This window comes from Sphingobacterium siyangense (assembly GCF_007830445.1).
Lineage (GTDB): Bacteria > Bacteroidota > Bacteroidia > Sphingobacteriales > Sphingobacteriaceae > Sphingobacterium > Sphingobacterium siyangense.
This window is the reverse complement of record NZ_VLKR01000051.1, coordinates 1-19924: the sequence shown is the minus strand read 5'-3', so window position 1 is coordinate 19924 and position 19924 is coordinate 1. Positions and strand designations below refer to the sequence as shown.

21 protein-coding genes are annotated in these 19924 nt (G+C 38.6%); 12 read left to right on the top strand and 9 right to left on the bottom strand.

The annotated features are described in order from the left end of the window. The first annotated feature begins 413 nt into the window (after positions 1-413). From IQ31_RS26020 to IQ31_RS26010, 4 genes are all read left to right on the top strand, one after another. On the top strand, positions 414-884 hold the full coding sequence (locus IQ31_RS26020) for a hypothetical protein (RefSeq protein ID WP_145331171.1): 471 nt from the start codon (positions 414-416) through the stop codon (positions 882-884). A 7-nt stretch (positions 885-891) separates the two neighbouring features. Beyond that, positions 892-1473, top strand: coding sequence for a hypothetical protein (locus IQ31_RS26015; protein WP_145331169.1), 582 nt, complete (start codon positions 892-894; stop codon positions 1471-1473). Positions 1474-1922: 449 nt separating this feature from the next. Beyond that, positions 1923-2117, top strand: coding sequence for a hypothetical protein (locus IQ31_RS27770; protein WP_208734390.1), 195 nt, complete (start codon positions 1923-1925; stop codon positions 2115-2117). 4 nt (positions 2118-2121) lie between these two features. After that, positions 2122-2514, top strand: coding sequence for a hypothetical protein (locus IQ31_RS26010; RefSeq protein WP_145331167.1), 393 nt, complete (start codon positions 2122-2124; stop codon positions 2512-2514). Positions 2515-2798: 284 nt separating this feature from the next. Here IQ31_RS26010 and IQ31_RS26005 read toward each other — a convergent pair whose 3' ends face one another. From IQ31_RS26005 to IQ31_RS25965, 9 genes are all read right to left on the bottom strand, one after another. Beyond that, a complete protein-coding gene (locus IQ31_RS26005; RefSeq protein ID WP_145331165.1) occupies positions 2799-3254 on the bottom strand; it encodes a hypothetical protein in 456 nt (151 codons plus the stop codon). 48 nt (positions 3255-3302) lie between these two features. Beyond that, on the bottom strand, positions 3303-3749 hold the full coding sequence (locus IQ31_RS26000) for a hypothetical protein (RefSeq protein WP_145331163.1): 447 nt from the start codon (positions 3747-3749) through the stop codon (positions 3303-3305). A gap of 509 nt (positions 3750-4258) precedes the next feature. Then, positions 4259-5410: a type II secretion system F family protein gene (locus tag IQ31_RS25995; protein WP_145331161.1), complete on the bottom strand. Its 1152-nt coding sequence runs from the start codon at positions 5408-5410 to the stop codon at positions 4259-4261. A 12-nt stretch (positions 5411-5422) separates the two neighbouring features. Then, positions 5423-5917 (bottom strand): PulJ/GspJ family protein, encoded by a 495-nt coding sequence (locus IQ31_RS25990; RefSeq protein WP_145331159.1) that lies wholly within the window; start codon positions 5915-5917, stop codon positions 5423-5425. After that, entirely contained in the window at positions 5914-6252 is a 339-nt protein-coding gene (locus IQ31_RS25985; protein WP_145331157.1) for a hypothetical protein, read from the bottom strand. The genes IQ31_RS25990 and IQ31_RS25985 overlap by 4 nt, the downstream gene beginning before the upstream one ends. Positions 6253-6280: 28 nt before the next feature. Continuing rightward, positions 6281-7531: a hypothetical protein gene (locus tag IQ31_RS25980; RefSeq protein WP_145331155.1), complete on the bottom strand. Its 1251-nt coding sequence runs from the start codon at positions 7529-7531 to the stop codon at positions 6281-6283. A gap of 11 nt (positions 7532-7542) precedes the next feature. Continuing rightward, on the bottom strand, positions 7543-8181 hold the full coding sequence (locus tag IQ31_RS25975; RefSeq protein WP_145331153.1) for a toxin-antitoxin system YwqK family antitoxin: 639 nt from the start codon (positions 8179-8181) through the stop codon (positions 7543-7545). Then, on the bottom strand, positions 8171-8677 hold the full coding sequence (locus IQ31_RS25970; RefSeq protein WP_145331151.1) for a hypothetical protein: 507 nt from the start codon (positions 8675-8677) through the stop codon (positions 8171-8173). Before IQ31_RS25970 ends, IQ31_RS25975 begins: the two co-directional genes overlap by 11 nt. Before the next feature lie 2 nt (positions 8678-8679). Beyond that, complete coding sequence (locus tag IQ31_RS25965) at positions 8680-9048, bottom strand: hypothetical protein (protein WP_145331149.1); 369 nt, start codon at positions 9046-9048, stop codon at positions 8680-8682. Positions 9049-9395: 347 nt separating this feature from the next. On the opposite strand from IQ31_RS25965, the gene IQ31_RS25960 reads away from it, so the two are divergent. From IQ31_RS25960 to IQ31_RS25925, 8 genes are all read left to right on the top strand, one after another. Next, a complete protein-coding gene (locus IQ31_RS25960) occupies positions 9396-10208 on the top strand; it encodes a tail fiber protein (RefSeq protein WP_145331147.1) in 813 nt (270 codons plus the stop codon). A 112-nt stretch (positions 10209-10320) separates the two neighbouring features. Further along, on the top strand, positions 10321-11223 hold the full coding sequence (locus IQ31_RS25955) for a hypothetical protein (RefSeq protein ID WP_145331145.1): 903 nt from the start codon (positions 10321-10323) through the stop codon (positions 11221-11223). Positions 11224-11370: 147 nt separating this feature from the next. Then, a complete protein-coding gene (locus IQ31_RS25950) occupies positions 11371-12348 on the top strand; it encodes a hypothetical protein (RefSeq protein ID WP_145331143.1) in 978 nt (325 codons plus the stop codon). 10 nt (positions 12349-12358) lie between these two features. Beyond that, complete coding sequence (locus IQ31_RS25945) at positions 12359-13120, top strand: tail fiber protein (RefSeq protein WP_145331141.1); 762 nt, start codon at positions 12359-12361, stop codon at positions 13118-13120. 805 nt (positions 13121-13925) lie between these two features. Then, positions 13926-14789, top strand: a complete 864-nt coding sequence (locus IQ31_RS25940) for a hypothetical protein (RefSeq protein WP_145331139.1) — start codon at positions 13926-13928, stop codon at positions 14787-14789. A 12-nt stretch (positions 14790-14801) separates the two neighbouring features. Next, the gene (locus IQ31_RS25935) at positions 14802-15767 is read left to right on the top strand and encodes a hypothetical protein (protein ID WP_145331137.1); all 966 of its coding nucleotides are present in this window, start codon (positions 14802-14804) and stop codon (positions 15765-15767) included. 120 nt (positions 15768-15887) lie between these two features. Beyond that, the gene (locus IQ31_RS25930; RefSeq protein WP_145331135.1) at positions 15888-19253 is read left to right on the top strand and encodes a hypothetical protein; all 3366 of its coding nucleotides are present in this window, start codon (positions 15888-15890) and stop codon (positions 19251-19253) included. Positions 19254-19265: 12 nt separating this feature from the next. Then, on the top strand, positions 19266-19924 hold a 659-nt coding region (locus tag IQ31_RS25925; RefSeq protein ID WP_244294584.1), incomplete at its 3' end, for a DUF6443 domain-containing protein.

The following is a 19924-nucleotide window of genomic DNA, read 5'->3' as shown; positions in this document are numbered from 1 at the left end:
ACAAGGTAATCGTATTTCACGTAAATGTTTATGTGTCTTATGGCGCCGGAGATCGATTCAAATTATATGTATTGATAGCTAGTTTTAAATATTAAATTGAAAATGGAAATTTCAATGAAAAGTTCTTACGGCCTAACAGTCATTAAATTTTTTTGAAAAATGATGATAAAGAAAATTTATGAAGGAGATCCAAAAAACAACTAGGTCCAATCTAGTATTAGATTGGGCTAGGTTGTTTTAATTTATCTTTTAGGATCTTTACTTAGTTAGAGGAGACATTCATAGAGTTCTATGACCTTCACCAGGGAATTGAAGTTGAATTCTAAATTGTGGGTGTGGGATTTTGATATAGGTAAAGCTGTTATATTGGATATCGGCTTGGAGCAAACGTTGTAGGTGGAGCTGCGAATAGAATGGTTCAGGGTAAATCAACCACAGTTAGTGACATTGCTGTCGATGCTGTTGCTGGAGCCGCCTTGGGTGTTGCGGGAAAAGCTATAGGAAATGCAGTTAAAAACTCTACTAATAGTCTTTCGAATCAGGCAAAAGGAAAATTGGGGGAGAGTGTGACTAAAATTAAATATAATGTTCGTGGATACATAAGACAAGGTACTGATGATGTTTTAACAGGCGATAAAACTCCCAAAACAAATGTAAATGCAAAAGCTAAATTCGATCATAAATTTAAAAATATTTTCACAAAAAAACAGATTACGGTTGAAAGTAAGTTTAATAAAAGTGGATTAACGAATAATCAAAGGACCGTGATTGACAATGGTTATAAAGTTAAAATTGATAGAACAACAAGTGTAGGTCTAGGCGAGGCCGCTCGAGGTGCTATTGTAGGTAGTGCCGGGGGGGCTAGTGCTCAAACAAATAGATGATTTTAATATGGATTATTTTTTTGAACCATCAAAAAAGCAGTTACTAAAAGACAGAAACGAGATTTTTAAAGAAGTTGGTATTCCATCGCTATTGAAAAATGGTTTTGAAATGTCGGTATTCAATAATGACTCTAATGGAGAATTTGATCCGGCCCACCAAGAATTTAACTACAATTTTTGTCGTCTTACTGAAAATACTTATTTAGAAATGCTTTATGTGACAATTAATAAAAATGAAAATAATATATGTTTTTACTTGTGCGCATTCAAACTAGTTCCTAAAATTGATTCGCTTATTTCTATGAAAGGAACAGATGGAATGCCATTTTATATGACAATTAATAATAAGAATAAGTATATGCAATTAAGATGTGACGATTATAAGGGTTCACCATTGTATCATATGCTTTTTTCACCATCCTATGGTATAAAATGCTATTTCACTAAATCTGGTTATGAATACAAACGTCAAAAATTAAAACATCTTGTCAAATCAGATATGACAAATATTGATCGTTTTGTAAAAAGATGGTACGAACTTCACAAGCCTATCATCAAAGATCCTGATGGAAATAATATCAGCATTTGAGAATGATACTTGAAAGTATCCAAATCAAAAGATAGATAGTGACATAGCTGCTTTTCAAACTAGGCAAAAGAAAATAGAGAGAGTGTGTAACTAAAAATTCGGGAAGTACAGCCGCATTTCAAAACAATGATATTGCATATGTGAATAGTGTAGAAATTGAAGGAGCAGCTTCTACTAGGCAATAAATGGTTAATATAGTAAATCAAGACAATGTAAAAGGTGCCGGTAGGGTAACTGATGCTAATAGCAGAGAATATGGTGGAGCTATTTCCAATACCGGGGGGTGTGACGGAATCCCCTCCAGGTGCGGTAGCAAAGTCTGGGGTGGGGCTCCAAGAGTTTCTATAACTCTGATTTCAGATAATAAAACGAGATCTACATTCCATAGCCGCCACCCCAGCGCTTCTGTCACTACAGTTACAGGAGGAAGCTCTGGTAATACCATTTCGATGTCATCGAGCAGTAGTACTGCAGGATTTGCTCAGGCACCGTCTTATGGAGCAGGATTGGATGTTAATAGTAATCAATCAAGTCAAACTAATTATGTGTTTGGTAGAGGAAATGGGACGGTCTACATATATAATCAGAAAACGGGTATTGTAGCTACTATGCCCCAAAAATACTTTGTTACACCGAAGAAATAAAAAAATGAAATATCAAGTTACTTGTTTTATATGCTTTATGTTCATCTTTCCTTTTAGCTATGGACAGACAACTTCGTTTAGTACGATTAAGGAAGCAGTTAATTATCATATAAATAAATTGAAAAAAGATGTCCGTAATTATGACAATATATTTGTGGTTACTAGCTTAGCAGGGGATGTCGATTTATCTGAAAGAGTATATCAGGTTGAAAATGGACTTAATGCCTCGTTTTTGAAAAAAAATGACACGAACTATCTTGTGAAAATAATAATAGACTTAAAATCAGAGGAGGTAAAAGTAAATATTATCAACTTTAGGGTTATCAAGAAATCTCGAAAAGCACTTCACTTACTAAATTTATCTAATGGAGGTATATATTTTATCAAACCATTGTAGAAAAGTAAATTGCTAATGTATAACAGCACCCAATCCGATAAAGATTGGGCGCTGTTGTTTTATTAGGTATAGTCTGAATCTTGCTCTTGTTGAGGAATGGATCTAGTAAAGGGAATATGTGTTCTGATGGGAGGGGGCCCTCGAAAAAATTTTATTAGATCGGTACGGAAAAGAATTTAGAAGGATAAAAGAAAATGAATACTTCTTGTTATTTTAGTGAAGTGTTAAGTGCAATTGGTTAATAATCAGTAAAAAAAAAGAAGATTTAGATTTTATCAATGAATTTAATGATAAGTATTGAAACCAGTGTTAAAATTGATAGAACGTATTTTGATATATACAACTAAAGGCGCTTTAACACCAAAAGTTTCGATCGCTTTAACACGAAAGGCTTTTGTGTTAGGATTATGGTCTATCGTGAAATTTACCGCACCTGTTGTATATACGTTATTGTTGACGCGACCGGCCTCCAGCCAGCTTGGACTATTGGCATGGGAGGAAGAAACTATATGTGTCGCTACTGCGGCCATATTACCTCTCGTATAGGTTATTGATACTTCATAATAAGCCGATGCACCGGCCGAGATCGGTTTTGCTGCTGCAAATTCAATAAAATCCCCAATCTTATAATTCGCTGGGAAAGTGACATTGGTTTCCAAATAATCATTTGCATTTTGTGCCTTTACAGCATAGCCAAATCCTGATAAAATCAGAATAATGAATAAAATAAATTTATTCATAAAATATACTTTAATTGTGATTAAAAAACTAGACTTAAAAGAGGTGTTTTATCGGTTCATTTTTAATACATCAATTTCTTTTCTTAAACTTTCAATTTCTTGAATGAGCGTTTTCATGCCCTTATTTTGTTGAATCAAGTACAAAGTCATCTCCTCAATTTTCTGTAGTAACTGACGGTTCAGCTCCCCCAACGCGACACCATTCTCCTCAACAGATTTTGCAGGAGCTATATTTGGTAGATGCTTGTTTTCTTTTACAAAACTTGCAAGTGAATCCAGTGGCATCAATTGGTGGTCATCGTTAAAAACATAATCTGGCCATGGAGACGCTTTCACTTTGATTTCTTTTGCCCGAATTGTTCCGTTTACAGCTAGTTTTTCTGTAGGATTCGGAGTACCGATACCAACATTTCCATTCGAGGCGGCTTTGATGGCAAGAATGCCTGGAGTCGGAGTAATTGTGTTGCCAACGATCAAATCCCAATCAAAAGTCATTAGAAGAAGACCTACAGTCTCCGCTTCAATACCGGATATTGTAGAACTCGTGTAACTAGTGTTAAAGTTAATAGAACGAATTTTTATCGATACTTGCAATGGTGCAATTATCCCGAGCGTATTTATGGCTCTTATCCGAAAGGATTTAGTACCGGTATTATGATCTATTGTGAAATTAACACCACCACTTCTATATACGTTATTATTTATTCGACCTGCTCCTAGCCATCTCGAAGGATTGGAGTGGGTGGAAGAAACGATATGTGTGGACGCAGACGCTACGTTACCCCTGGTGTAAGCTATTGAAACTTCATAATAACCTGACGCACCTACTGCGATTGGTTGGCTGAAGCGAATTCAATATAATCGCCAACCTTGAAATCTGCAGGAAAAGTAACTGTAGTCTGGAAATAGTCATTCGCATTTTACGCTTTGGCACAGTAGCTATATCCTAAAAGGAGTAGGACGATTGAAAAAATAAACTTATTCATAAAATATACTTATTTTGGTTAAAAACTATTACTCATTTGGAACATCGGCAAGTACATAGCGATGAGGATCAATCCAACGACCAAGCCCAAGAAGATAATAATAAAAGGTTCCAACAAACTGGATAGCGTAGAGGTCTTGTATTCGACTTCTTCCGTCAGCTGGGTTGCTATCTTTTCAAAGAAAAAATCCAACCGGTTCACCTCCTCCCCAACACGGATCAATTGTACCGTTTTGGCTGGATAAAAAGGGTATTTGGAAAGTGCAGCATGCAGGGATTCGCCCTGTAAAATTTCCTTCTCGGCTCCCTCCAATGAATGTGCTATGGGGTAAAAATCGGTCATTTGTTGCACCAGCTGGATAGACTGCAACAGCGGCGTGTTGGTGCTGACCAATAGACGCATGGTATTAGCGAAACGCGCCAAATGGACCTTGCGAATAATATCGCCAAATAGTGGAAGTCGCAATATAATCCTGGAAGACCACTTGCGCCACCACAGCTGCTTTTGGTTGAAACGAATAAATGCAATAAGACCAATAAGGACTAATACAGCCCACCAGAACGTGCGGTCCATAAATTGGGAGACTTTTAGGATAAATGCTGTTATAGCCGGCAGCTCACCGCCGAAACGTTTGAAAATATCGGAAAACATCGGTACCACAAACTTGAGCATAAATAATACTGCCCCCATCGATGTGCTTAAGACAATGACGGGATAGGTTAGTGCCGAAATAATTTTACGGCGCTGCCCAATCTTACTTTTGTAGAAAGAAGCCAATTCTTTCATGACCTCGCCAAGTTTCCCGGTCTCTTCCCCAATACGTAAACTGAAAAATTCGTAATTGCTGAATTTTCCGCTTTTACGGATGGCATCTGATAGGCTGTCGCCCACAAGGACATTGCTCTTGATTTCTTGGAACAATTTGTTGTCCTTGCTATTTTTCTGATCCAAAAGAACAAGATCAAATGCAGTCTTGAGGTCAACACCCGATAAGAGCAGGGTACTGAATTCGACATAGAACTCTTCTTTTTTCTTGTCGGGAAGCTGGCCGTTTCCAAAGCTGATGTCTTTGTTCAGAAAGGTCAAAATATCTCCAGCCCCCTCTTTTTTCTTAGGGGAAGTAGGCTGTTCAGGCTTTTTCTTATATTTTGAGATATCAATTGAAGGCATAAACGAAATACATTAATTAGTGATCCCCGATTCAAGCTGTAAAAGTTGCTGAGCCGAATAGATCTTATGGTAATCAAACTCGTGTTCTTTATTTTCAAACCGGATATTCAGGTTAATATGATCTGTCAGTTCTTCCGATGGAAGATGCTGTATCCTTGGCGTCATATCCAAGTTGACAGTTTCGATCAGAAAAGTATCTTTTTCTACGGTATTTTGATTTCTCACAATGAATTTAGGTGCAAACTCATAACTGATATTTCCGGATTCATTTTCGCAGATCAGACCATTTTCGCTTGTTTTTAACCAAACTGATCTACCAATGTCCTGTTCCAGCAGATGTTTGAAGAGGCTGTAGGAGAAACGCTCCTGTCGTTGCTTTTGCTGCCGTAGAAAGAGCTGTTGAAAATATTGAAACATATAAAAGGCCATACCAATACTGATGGCCGAAATCAGCATGGCAATGGTGAGTTCCATGAGTGTAAAAGCCTTTAATTTTTGTTTGCTCATTGCTGATCCCTTTCCCCTGCTTTATTCTCAATATAGCGTACTAGACTATCTGTTACTTTGCCTTCCTCGGAGATTGCATAAACGGCCAAGCGCAGGCGGTCGGGATACCCTTCAGCTTCTTGGAGCTGGTAGCTCAATTTTATACTATCCTGCAAGCTTTCCCCCTCGGTGTCGCCATCAAACCCATTGGCTTCTAGCTGGCGGCTCCAAAGCATCATCTGCTCAGTTGTGCTCTTTCGTGTTTCACTTCTGGAAGCTTTGGTCAGGTTGACAAAAATAAGCATGCCTATGCCGAAGACGATCAGGATAATCACCATGGATACCAGAGTTTCCACCAGGGAGGAGGCTTTGAGCCGAAGAATGTTAACTCCCATGATTATACCACTTTAAAGGTTTATTGACCTGTTTTTTTTGATCGGCGATCAATAAATAGGAGCTCAGGAAATGGGGGGATAGCTTGCTTCGGTCAAATTTAATATTGACCAAAAAATTCTCGTACATAGATGAAGGGCTTTTGTAGAGAAAGCGGTAACAGGCTGTGCGGCCTGCTACTTCTAATCCTTTGCTGTAGTCTAAAAGCCCATAGACAATGAGATCCCCCTGAATATTGCAGTCTTTTCCGAGGCTTGCCGCCGATGGCATATCGGAGCGTTTGGGTTCGTATAAGAGTACTGTTCCGGCAACGTTACAATTGTTGCCTATTCTTAAGCTTGTTCTTTTGCCTTCTGCGCCGATTACTGCTGCGGTCGATGGATACTGGAGGGAAACATTATCTTCCAGTATCAATGAGTCGGTGGCAAAGAACTGCACAGCGCCTTTAAATCCTTTTTCGATCCGTATGCATGGCGCGATCACCAAAATATCCTGTAAAAAAGCTGTAGCGGGAATGACAATTGTGGTGTCCGATAGCAATTGAATATTACCCATCAGACTATCGCTGATCTGTCCCTGGCCTGCACGTAGATAGTAACGTAGTGTGCGCTGATGGAAAGGGTTTTTATTTGTGGTACCAATAGGTAGCATTTCGCCCTTCAGACTGTCTTGTTTGAGCAAGGCTTGCAGCGCTGTCAGGCGCTTGGTATTCAGTGCCTGCATTTGTCGATCGCTGTCTTTACTCTTTCCTTCAACGATCTTCTCATTGCCTTTAAAATATTCCCCATCAACATAAGATGGCCTAACCCCAGATTTGGGGATGAATGCTGTTCCTTTAATAACCGTTTCACCACTGACTGAAACTGGCCGATCTTCATCCGTGATATAGAGTACTGTTGAGTCTGTGGGCACTGGACCTAATAAAGCAGTCTTCATGAGGGAATCGCGTTGCATATGTGCGCGGACGACGGCAATATCATAAAGTCCCCATTCGTATCTCGATAGATAGACCGAATCTCCCTGCTGGGTGATATTGGTCAGTGCGGTATCCAGTGCGTAGGGGAAATTGCTGGAGGTTACCAGACTATATCCGGCATCAATCTGCTGTCTCAGCTGTTCTTTGCGGTTAAAACGGGCATCTTGATCCCGAAAAAAGAAAGCAAGATAGATCAAACTCCCCAAAAGTACCGACACGATAAGGGAAATGACCAACACCAGATATAATGCTGCCGCCTTGAGCATAGTTTTGGGAATTAGGGTGTTACAGGTTCGGGCTGATTCTCTTTCTTTTTAAACCATTTATTGATCTGGTCACCAATCAGCTTTCCAGTCTTGCGGAAGATATTGTTATTTTGGAAAGTTTCTTTGGAAATTTCCTTTCCCAGGTCAAAATATTGGTAACTAATGATATCGCTTGTTTTGTTCTCTATGCTACCGTGCAATTTACCTTCTTTTAGATATCCGCGTTGCATCCAATTGCCCTGCTCATCGTAACGTACAAAAGGTCCTTCTTCGATGTTCGCCATCCATTGGGATTCACTTTTGAGATTCCCATTCGCATACCAGTGGCGCCATACCCCCTGTTTGAGTCCTTTCACATATAATCCCTGGTCGGAAAGATTCTTGTTAGGGAAGTAGTGTGTGAACTGTCCATTGAGAAGTTTACCTGAATAGCCACCCATAGTTTGGTGCAGCTGATTGCTTTCGTACCAGACGTAGGTTTTGTCACTATTAGGGCTGATCTTGATGTTGTCGGCATAGCATATTGTCTTGCTTCCATCATTGGACGAAATGGTGAATCTCCGAAAGATGGCGAGTTCTTTAACCTGTGCCTGACAGATGATAGAAATCATGAAGAAGAAGATCGTATACAGAATTTTTTTAGTTGTCATTTTTAAATATTGTCTTGTTTTTACCGTGGGCTTTGATGGTAATCTGCCCGTGGTTAATAGCTATCAATTTAACCCCATTCTGTTCATCGCCGACATTCATCATATATTGTTTGTCCATGATGGTGACGATGGCCGTAGGTTTCTTGTCGTTTAGATTTTCGATAAACCCGATATAGCCCACATTGATTTGCGGCTCGGATTGATAAGACTGAACCGGTGGCGCGACATAGTTGTTTACGGCGGGCGTTACCGGTGCTGAAGGGACGGTATCCGCAACGACATTTTTTAACATGGGATCGGGATAGTTTAATAGCAAAGCGGTTGTTTTCTTTTGATTGTAAAAACTGAGGTCGCTCACATTTTGGACAAAGTTCTTTTGTGCCTGCCGAGGGCCCTGATCATCATCAGAAACGGCTGCAAAAATCTTATATATAATATAGCCCCAAAGTCCAACGACCAAGGAGAGCAATATATATGTCATCGCTTTGTTTTTCATCTTTATTTCAAGCTCGGCAAAATGGTGATCTGGCGTTGTTTGAAAAGACCAACGCTGCCCGAATTTTCCGGTCGCACGCGCCAGGTATATTTTCCTGGACTTACTGTAAGGTTAAGGTGATCCAATGTGGTTACCGTGTCTACTATTACTTTTTGAATAGAATCAAAGTTTGGACGTGCAATTTGAAGCCGATATTTGTCTGCGTCCTGGTGATTTTTCCAATAAAAGCTCACGACACTGTCCTGTGTGCAAAGGCTGTCCATCGGCGCCAATAGTTCGACACTTTCTTTCTCCAAAGGATATTCTATAAATTCGGAACAGGCGGCAAAGCAGCAGGAAAATAGTAGAAATATAGCTAAAAATCTTTTCATGTAATATTAATGCGTTAAGTGTTGTAAATCTACACAAAATTTTACTTAAAGGAGGGGGGCTGGGAATAAATAGATCGTTCCGTCTTTTAAATAGAGGTGATGATTTTTAAGCTTAATTGCCATTAAGCTTCATATAATTAATTTAAAAATAATATCAAAGTGTGTTTTTGAATTTATACATTTGTATTTATAAATATATTAATAATTTATTAACCTGTAGCGATTTATGTCTTTTTAAGGGAAAGTTAAGCTCTTCCGAAATTTGACTGAGAAGAGATATAAGATTTAATTACTGGAAAGTGCTGGTAATAAATTCTTTATAACCCAATCTAATCAAAAAAAAACGTATGAATAAAATTCTAGTTTATCAGATTATTTTCCTGTTGCTTTTCCTAGTTGGTATTTCCAATTCAATGGCACAGACATCAACCTTTATCAAGTCCTTAAGTGTCAATACGACAACTCGCGTTGAGCTTACAGATGCTAGCGGCCAGCCATTAAAAATAGGTGGCCTTTATCGTGTGAAATTGTCTGTTAATCCTACGGGCACGAGAACCGGTGCAGAATATCTTGTTTGGTATGATTCCCCGGCGACAACTTGGAAAATTCGAGCTGTTGCTTTAGGTGGCTCTACCTCCAATCATCCCTTGTTGATTGTAGAAGATAATGTTGTTAAAGTATACACGAACCATGCTAATGGATATTCGGTAAAAGCGTTTGTGGAGTTTTATGATACAGGTAATGGCGCCGTTGTTCCTCAATTTTTTGGCTCATCTTTTCAGTGGCAGCGCAATGGAACCCATCTATTTTATTTGGATGGTAATGTCGGTGTTGGGACAGAGGTTCCTACAGAAAAACTGTCTGTCAAGGGGAAGATACGGGCGCAGGAAATTAAAGTTGAAACGGCCAATTGGCCCGATTATGTGTTCAAGAAAGATTACGAGTTAAGGAGTTTAGATTCTTTGCGTTTGTTTATACAGGAAAATGGACATTTACCGGAAGTACCGAATGCTGACAGTGTGGAAAGTGAGGGAATATCTTTGGGTGAGATGAACAAGATCCTGTTGAAGAAAATTGAAGAGCTCACTCTATATTTATTGGAAAAGGATAGGGAGATAGCAGAAATCAAACAAGAATTAAAAGAAAATATAGCGCACTAGGAATTGTAAAAATAGAATTATTGTTAAAAAAGGTCTATTTAGATCGTGAGTATTACACTTGGTTAATTTCAAGTGAGATTTAGATAATTTATTGATTAAAATATATTAAGTTTTGAAGTATCTAATATTATTGGCGATTGGACTATCGCTGTGCACTGAGCTATCCGCTCAGCAGGAGCAAGTAATTTCTCCCTCTAATGGATCGGTTGCATCGCTGGAAAAAAACATTTTATTTTATGCAAACCGGCGGTTTAAGGTGACACAGTCGGGAAGCGGTCAGTTACCTCTTAATCTGTTGTTTGATGGGAATATGGATGCGGTTTATACTTCTAACGGAATCAGTCCAACTAACCCTTACGTATTATTAATTGAAGACCTTCCTGATAGACATACGCAGAGAGGCGGATGGATCGGATGGAGTTCTCGTTATTATGAACCAAAGAAATTTAAGCTCGAAGTTTTCGATCAGTGGAATAATAATTGGGTAACAATAGCTGACGTAGCTAACAATCCTAACGCATATTATATAGTTCGAGTGCCATCACTTTCGGTGGGCAAAATTAGGTTTACTGTCTATGAAACATCACAAGGGGAAAATCTTATGGGGCTATCAGAATTTTTTTTCATTCATCCAGAGGCAACTACAGCTTACGATAATTTATTGGTGAACTATAGCCCTAATGGTAATGTTGGTATTGGTACTATTAATCCAACAGAACAGCTTTCTGTCAAGGGCAAAATACGGGCGCATGAAATTAAGGTTGAGACAAGCAATTGGCCCGATTATGTTTTTAAAGCCGATTATAAGTTGCCGAGTCTAACGGAAACGGAGCAGTTTATCAAACAACATGGTCATCTGCGCGAGGTGCCTAATGCTTCAGAAGTAGAAGCTGATGGAGTTTCGCTTGGTGAGATGAATAAGATCTTGCTGAAGAAAATTGAGGAATTGACCTTGCAAGTGATTGAATTGAATAAGAAAGTTGACCGTCAGGAGGAAAGAATAAAGTTAAAGTGAGTACGGCGCAGTTTTCATCAGATATTTTCAGCATCTTATCTTCTCTCTAATAATTCAAATCAAAGTTTATTTTAAATAATATATTTTTCTAATTAATTAATTTATATGAAAATAAAGATTTTATTTTTTTTCGTGCTCATAACCTACATGAAATCGTCTGTATTTGGACAAACGGAAGCAATTGTCCCGCCATCTAATCGGTCTGCATCATCATTGGAAAAAAATGTTCTATTTTTTGCAGATAAACGTTTTAAAGTGTCACAGTCGGGCAGTATCACTCTTGATTTACCTACATTGTTTAATGGTCAGTTTTTTCCAACTTACTCAAGTGCGAGTATAAATCTACAAAATCCTTATGTTATTCTTATCGAAGATATTCCTCTCTATCATGCGCAGGAGGGGGCTTGGATCGGACTGACTACGCGCTATTATATGGCTACAAAATTTAAAATAGAGGTTTTTGATGTCAACGATGGAGTGAATCAATGGCGAACCATCGCCGATGTGAGTAATAATGCTGCATGGCACTATATGGCTAGGATTTCTCCAGGCTCTGTCTGCCCTTCAAAAATTCGTTTTACGATTTATAATACAAACGACACACAAAATCGGCTTGGAATTTCTGAGCTATTTTATATTCAGCCTGAGGGTGCACAAGCTTATGACGGGCTTATGGTTCGATATAACAGTCAAGGCAACGTTGGAATTGGAACGAATTCGCCTATGGCTAAACTAGCAGTTGATGGGAATATATTGGCCAAAGAAATTAAAGTCAAAACAGATATCACTGTTCCGGATTATGTATTTGAACCGGATTATGAACTCAATAGTCTGGATTATATTGCCGATTATGTAAAAACCAATAAGCATCTGCCTGAAATCCCTTCAGCAAAGGAAATAAACAAAGATGGTCTTGATTTGGCTGAAATGAATTTACTTTTGCTGAAAAAGGTGGAGGAAATGACGCTTTATGCTATTCAACAAGATAAAGAAATAAAGAGCCAGAGTTTGAAATCAGTGGAACAGAAAAACTTGTTAGAAGAGCAGCGTAAAGAAATTGCAGACATGAAGCGAATCGGAAAACTCTTGGAGCAGCGTATCCATCAATTAGAATCAAAAAAATAATTAAATAATAATGAATAAATATCTTAGCCTACTCTCTTTTCTGATTAGTTTTTCAGCTTTTGGACAGACGAATACTTTTCCTGCCAACGGAAATGTCGGGATCGGCTCTACAGCGCCACTGAACCCATTGACAATCGCAACTCCAGCAAATAGTACAACAAGTGCTATTAAGATTGGCAAGTCAGGCGATTCGGGAAATATTAATGTGCCTTATCTTGGCGCTTCTGGAGGGTACAACATTGACTTTGCCGCTTGGAGGAATATTATTCCGGATTACATAGGAGCTCGAATTCGTGCGGAGCGAATTAATACATGGGTTGCAAATAATGCTTTAGTTCAATCTCTAGATCTTGTTTTTTTTACAGGGGGACCTGCAGATGATTTTCCTCTTTCTGAACAACTTAGGATTAAATTTAATGGTAATGTGGGAATTGGTACCTCTAGTCCTCAAGAAAAGCTTTCGGTCAAAGGAAAAATTCAGGCAGAAGAGATCAAAGTGACTACGGCAGTTACCGATTGGCCGGATTACGTTTTTGAGGAAGGATATAAACTGCCAAACTTAGATGAAGTAGAATTATTTGTCAAATCAGAAAAACACCTTCCCGAGGTCCCTTCAGCTCAGGATGTTCAAGAAAAAGGTATTGAACTAGGTGAAATGAATAAGGTTCTTTTAAAGAAGATTGAGGAGCTCACTATGTATGTAATCCAACAACAAAAGGAAATTAAAGACCTGCAAACCAAAATATCAGCTAAACCAATCATAAAACAATAGTATGAAGAGAATTAAAATTTTGTTTGCACTATTGGCTTCCACGGCCGTTTTTACAGCACGCGCTCATTTTAAAACGAAATGGATCTGCAGCCTATCCGCCAAAGTCTAGCGGTGGTAATGTCATGCAGCTTTTCTAAGCACATAAAAATGATTGGAAATAGGTGTATCCAATGCGCTAAATACCAGAAAGGAATGGCTCCTGGCCCGTCATTTCTCTGTACGTTATCGGAAGGATGCCTGTTTTGACCTATTTACGCTGGAATTTCTTGCTTAGAGAAACGGAGATGGTTATCTCGTTTTGTTTAGTTTTTATTCTAATGGAGATATAATGATGCTTCTTTATGAAAATCTCCAATACCTTTTTTATAAGCTATACGCCCAATGAATATCTGAATCTCGAACATGGCGAGACATGAAAACTGTCTCGCTCATGGCTTTTATTTTTTTCTTTTCATTTGCCGTCGATAACCTTAGGAGGCGATTTCTTGAATATCGTTCAGAATACAATTAATGGTTTTGACGATAGTGCAGAGAATTAAAGAGGTCAATTCGTCTCGAAATCGCATGGTGGTAAAATAGGGGATAGGACTAAGGTTGCGAGATTAATCTTTCGATCTTTTAAGTTTGATGTTTTAACGGAGTTATTTTGGTTTTTGTTGTGAAATAAGCTGTTGTTTTTAATTTAATGGAAAAATAATTTTGAACTTTTCTTCAAAGAAATTACATTTGTTCTTATAAGACCGTTTTGCAGGGGTTTTGTGAAAAATCGTTGACTACCATACTATTAACTTAATTTCATTTCACAATGATATTTAGATATCTATTGATCTTATCGGGTCTTTTGACCTTCTTGCATGTTGAAGCCCAACATTTCCTTGAAAAGTCATTTAACGTTAAATTTATTGAAGGCGCTGCTAATCAGGTTGCATATCTTCAGTTTCCCACTAATGTGCGGATGTGGGGGACAATCGAAATCCAGGTTACGGGAGGCTACAATAACCAATTAAATAGGGGAGTATTGACCAAACGGATCGATATTGTTTACAATGGCTCTGCGGGTGCATACCTAAATCAGGAAAGTGATATCATTCAAAGCTCTGAGCCTCTATCATCGTATTGGTCAATAGGTGATTTTGATAAGGACAATGCACGTATAGCGATCTACCACCTCAATAATAGGGGAAATGAAATTAATGTTAAGGTAAAGATACAATTAATTCAGCCCGCATCGATCACGAGCCTTACAGAAGGATTGTTTATTTCCGAGCCGGTAGCAGGTACAGGGGGGCAGGAAAGACAATACCGAACATTTAGTGATGCTCGAATTGGTATAGGTACCAAAAGTCCAGAATACAAGTTAGATATTGTGGGTACAGCAAGGGCACATAGCATCCTTGTCAATACGCAGAAAACAGCAGACTTTGTTTTTGATCCAGCCTATCAGCTGCCCGCGCTAGATTCATTAAAAGCCTTTATTACTGACAATAGACATCTTCCCGGCATCCCAAGTGCCAGGCAGATGGAAAAGGAAGGCATCAATGTCGGCGATCTTCAGATTGACCTTCTGCAAAAAATTGAGGAACTGACCCTGTATGTCATTGAGCAGGATAAGGTCAATAAAAAACAGCAGGAGATCATCGATGCATTAATCAAGGAAATTAAAAAATAAAAACCTATAATTATGATCCGCTATATTTTAAAATCCATTACCTCTTTAGCGTTGATATTTTACATTCAAGTCTCGAATGGACAGGTAACCACTGTATCGGGAGACTATGTGCACAAGGTAATTAACTCCTCATCAAATGCAACTTATACGAAGTCACTGATTCTTCTGCATGAAATCTATGACAATACGCTGCTTTCCGATAATTATCTTATAGGCACAGTGGCAGCTAGACGCGGAGGCACTGGAGCACTGAATAGGTTAAATGTTGCTAATGTAAATACTTCTTCTTCCTATAATGCGACCTATGCCAATTTGGTATCTAATGATGAAGGAGCTTACAGTTGGAAGTTGAAAACCTGTCGGTATAACGGTAAAAAATATCTAGCTCTGGATGTACCATATTCTGGGGCACAGCATGCCAACGGATTTCAGTTTGTGGGCTGGGTAAAGTCTTCTGGAGTCAGTCTGGAATTCATCCCCTATGATAAGAACGGCGTTCCGCAAAACACGGATATATTAACCGAAATTGCCGATTACACAGCAAGCAGACAGATATCAAATTATGTGTCCAGATTTAATGTCTTTGGTAAAGTTGGAATAGGAACAGCGAATCCTCAGGCAGATCTTTCGGTCAACGGAAATATTCTGGCGAAGGAGATCAAGGTCAAGACGGATATTTCTGTTCCGGATTATGTGTTTGAACCGGAATACAGCTTAAGAAGCTTGGAAGAAATTGAAAAATATATAAAGGCAAATAAACACTTGCCAGAAATTCCTTCAGCAAAGCAGATTAAAGCTGAGGGGATGGACCTTGCCGAAATGAATTTGCTGTTGCTTAAAAAAGTTGAAGAACTAACACTGCACATTATCGCTCAAGAAAAATCAAACAGTAAGCTACAGGATTGCATTGAACAAAATACTAATACGATCTCAAAAACGGAAGAAAGATTACGATATCTAGAATCAATTAAAAATTGATTAATATAAATTTTCGATCTTCTTTTATGGATATTGAAATTTAAACCATCTGTTGGTTTAAATTAATGCATTTACAAATAGTGGTTTAATATAAAAATTAACAAGGATAAATAAAAAATAATGAACAGAGGCTTTATTTATAAAATATGTTGTATAGCCATTTTGCTTCTCCCGTTTATAGGAGCTTCGGCACAACATGGAACTAAAATCGCAGATATACTACCTCCCTCGCCAACCTCTTTTGCTTTGACCAGATATGGAGATTTTAATGTTGGTTTGCAGACAGGTACTCTGCAACAGGAAATTCCATTTTATACTGTTAAGTCGAGGAAACTTAGTGTACCTATTAGTTTGTCTTATTCTTCCAATGGTGTTAAAGTCGATGAAATTGCCTCTAGAACAGGTATCAGTTGGATACTAAATGCCGGTGGTGTTATTACACGGACAGTACACGATGATCCCGACGAATCTTCTACAAAATGGTTACCTCCATCTGATTTTACCAGAAACCAAGACTTATTAAATTATCTCGAGAGAGCGAGTTCAGGAAATACCGATGGATATGATATTTCGCCGGATTTTTTCTCCTTCAATGTTAATGGATATTCTGGTAAATTTATCCTATCGGGTACTGAAGCAATACAATTGTCAAAAAGTGAACTAAAAATAGAAACAAACTTGACTGTTAATAACTCGGGTTGGAAGTTTCGGATAACAGATTCTAAAGGAATTGTTTATTATTTTGGCGAGGGAAGTAATTCTACCGAATCGTCATCCAATACGGTAACAGGAGAGGAGTGTGGTAAGGTTTACAGCTCTCCTGTAAACACCGCTTGGTATTTAACAAAAATAGTCCATCCTGAAGGAGATTTCATAAATTTTACCTATGGTGCCCTTCAGCCATATTCTTATCCGGTTAGTATATCGCAGTCAATGACGAAATTTGTAAACCCATTACAGGTGTATTGCGGTAATAAGCCTATAGAGTATATTCCTAACAGCAATTGTGAAAATATCCTAACGACAAATGCAGTTTATCTTTCAGAGATATCTTCCTCAAATAATTGTCGAATTAAGTTTAAGTATATCAGTAGACAGGATTTGAGTTATGATGTTCTGCTCGATAGTGTCAATATTTATTTGCCGGAAAACTCGTCAAAGCCTAGTCGTAATTTTAAATTAAAATACGTTTATGCTAATGGAAATATGTCTTATTCAAATCAATACAGTGTTAACGATGCAACACTTAAAGCTAGGCCATTTTTAACTTCTGTTATAGAACAAGGAAATAATACAAATGAAAAACAGGTATATACATTTGAATATGACAACATGGACTTATTGCCTCCGCGATTAAGTTATGCTCAGGATCATTTTGGATATTTTAATGGAAAATCAAATAGTGGGCTCATTCCAAAACCCTCAGTAGCAGCATATGAATCTTATTTCTCGGGAGCAAATGCAGATCGGGAACCAAATTTTAATTATGGAAAAGTGGGGATGCTAAAAAAAATAAGCTTTCCAACGGGAGGATATAATACGATTGAATATAAAGCGCCTACTTATTCCATATCAGAATATAAATATTCGGAACATACGTCCTCTGTATCGACTGTCGGAATAGGTTTTAGTCAGACTGCAACAGCTAATTCTGATACAGTTTCTATAATAGAATCTCAATATGCGTCCTTGGGAGCAAGTTTTACCTATATAGGTAATCCCGATGAATTGGACCACCATCCTCAGTCCTATATATATTTAATTGATATAACCACTGGTAATACTGTCAAAACGTTTTTTTTAAATGTAGAAAACGGACCATATGATGAGCTTGTATGGCTTGAATCTGGACATAAATATATCGTAAGATGCACTTCTTATGGAGAAAACAGTTTAGGATCTGGAAATTTACATTATAAAGTCCGAGGTACACAGCCAGTAATAAGTAATGTTGCCACTGGTGGGGTGATTCTCGATTTGGTGAATACTTATGATTCAGTAGGTAATCTGGCCAATACTAAGAAATATTATTACGCTACACTAGATAATCTCAACAAATCTACTGGTTTGGTTACTTTTGCTCCTATTTATCTTTCGGATTACCAAATTGTGATGCCTTGCGCGACCGATGGTGGCGCTGTTCTTGCTTGTGGACAGATTGTTAATTACAAAAAAATGGTGTCCAATTCTTTGAACAATCTTTATACCTATTCCCAGCACCATATACATTTCAGTACAGTGACAGAAAGCTTCGGTCTGAATTTTGAAAATGGAGGTATCGAGCATAATTATCTACTTGAAAGTGATACTCCTGGCGAGGTAAAAATGGGAAATGATATTTTGGGAGCCACACTCTCAAATCGCGGAGTTGCAAAAAACGGTCTTAATACAATGAACCGTATATTTATTAATAGGGATTCAAAATTTGTTGTAACTCAACAGAAGCGAATGACGTATAAGTTTGATGATCGATATAATAGTATTTTTCAGGGGTATACTGTGCAGAAACGCTACACTAGCCTTTGTCACAATTCGCCTCCAAGTAATGAAGAATTTGATGCGTTCGATGTTTTAAAAAATTATATTTATACAAGATGGAGTTATGTTGATACTGTTGAGACAACTAATTTCGATCAAAATGGTGCTAATCCTGTAGTCAGTGCTGTAATTTATAACTATGACAATCCAGCTCATCTTCAACCAAACCGAGTGAGTACAATAAAAAGTGATGGTTTTAAAGAAGTTACTTTGGTCACTTATCCTGATGACTACGCAAATGGTACGACGTTTATTGATAACATGAAAGCCGGACATTTAACAGCTTATCCCATCGAGAGTGTGCACTACAAAGAGGTAGGCAACTCGCGCACGATCTTAACTGGTGAAATTTTAAAATATCAAAATGTTGGAAAAGGATTGGTGGAACAAACATTTCTCTTGGAAAATCAGCTTCCGATAACATTATCATCTTTTAAATTTAGTAATCGTTCATTGGGAGTACTCCCGCCAAATGGAACAACGACTTCATATTCAATAGATAGTCGTTATAGGAAAACTTTGACATTTATTTCCTATGATGCATATAATAATCCAAGGGAGCTAGAATCGCAATCGGGGTTACATACAGTTTATCTTTGGGGTTACGGTGGCCAATATCCAATCATTGAAATCAAGAATTCGACCTATGCTGAAGTTGTGGATGTGCTTACCCAAGCAACGATAGATAACCTGAACAGCAGTCAGACCGAGTCCAGTATGGAGACCGTGATCAAAAATGCATCAGATAAGCTCCGCAGTGATTCCAGACTGGCTAAAGCGATGGTGACAAGTTATACGTATAGGCCATTAGTAGGTATGACGAGTAAGACGGATGCTCGAGGAATCAAGGAAACCTATATCTACGACGGTATGCAGCGTCTGCAGGCGGTCCTTGACCACCTGAACCATGTAAACAGGTCTTTTGATTACCATTACCGTTCCAACTAAGCCTAATTGATTATGAAAAAGAACTTTTTAACACTGACATCCTTATTCGGGTTTGTTGCAGTACAGGGACAGCGCCTCCCTCAGGATACCTCGCTGAGTTCCTATAGCAACCAGACCAATATCCAGGCCCTCAGGAGCATCACGCTTACCAATGGCTTTTACATTCCTGCCCCCGCGCCGGGCAAAACTGTTACGATGAGTATAACAGGCTTTCAGAATCTTGTGAGTACTCCTACAGCCGGCCAAAATTATATACTGACCAAGACATTCCGCAGCCCAGGTGTGACACTTGCCACGTTGAACGCCCAGCGTACGATCGGAGATGAGAACCAGAGTATCCAGTACTTCGATGGTCTAGGAAGGCCTAGCCAAACGGTTCAGTTAATGGCCAGTCCAACGTATAAGGATATCGTCCAGCATATTGAGTATGACGGGTTTGGTCGTGAGTCGACAAAATATCTGGCCTATGGCGAAAAGTCAGGCAACGGCAGTTTCAGGGCATCAGCAAAATCGACACAGTCGGATTTCTACAAAGACGGTGTAGGCTGGGACGCTGCAGCGGTGAAGACGCCGAATCCCTATGCGGTTACCGTTTTTGAAAACAGTCCGCTGAACCGTGTGCAGCAGCAGGGGGCACCTGGATCACCCTGGCAGCCTTCTGCCAACCGGAA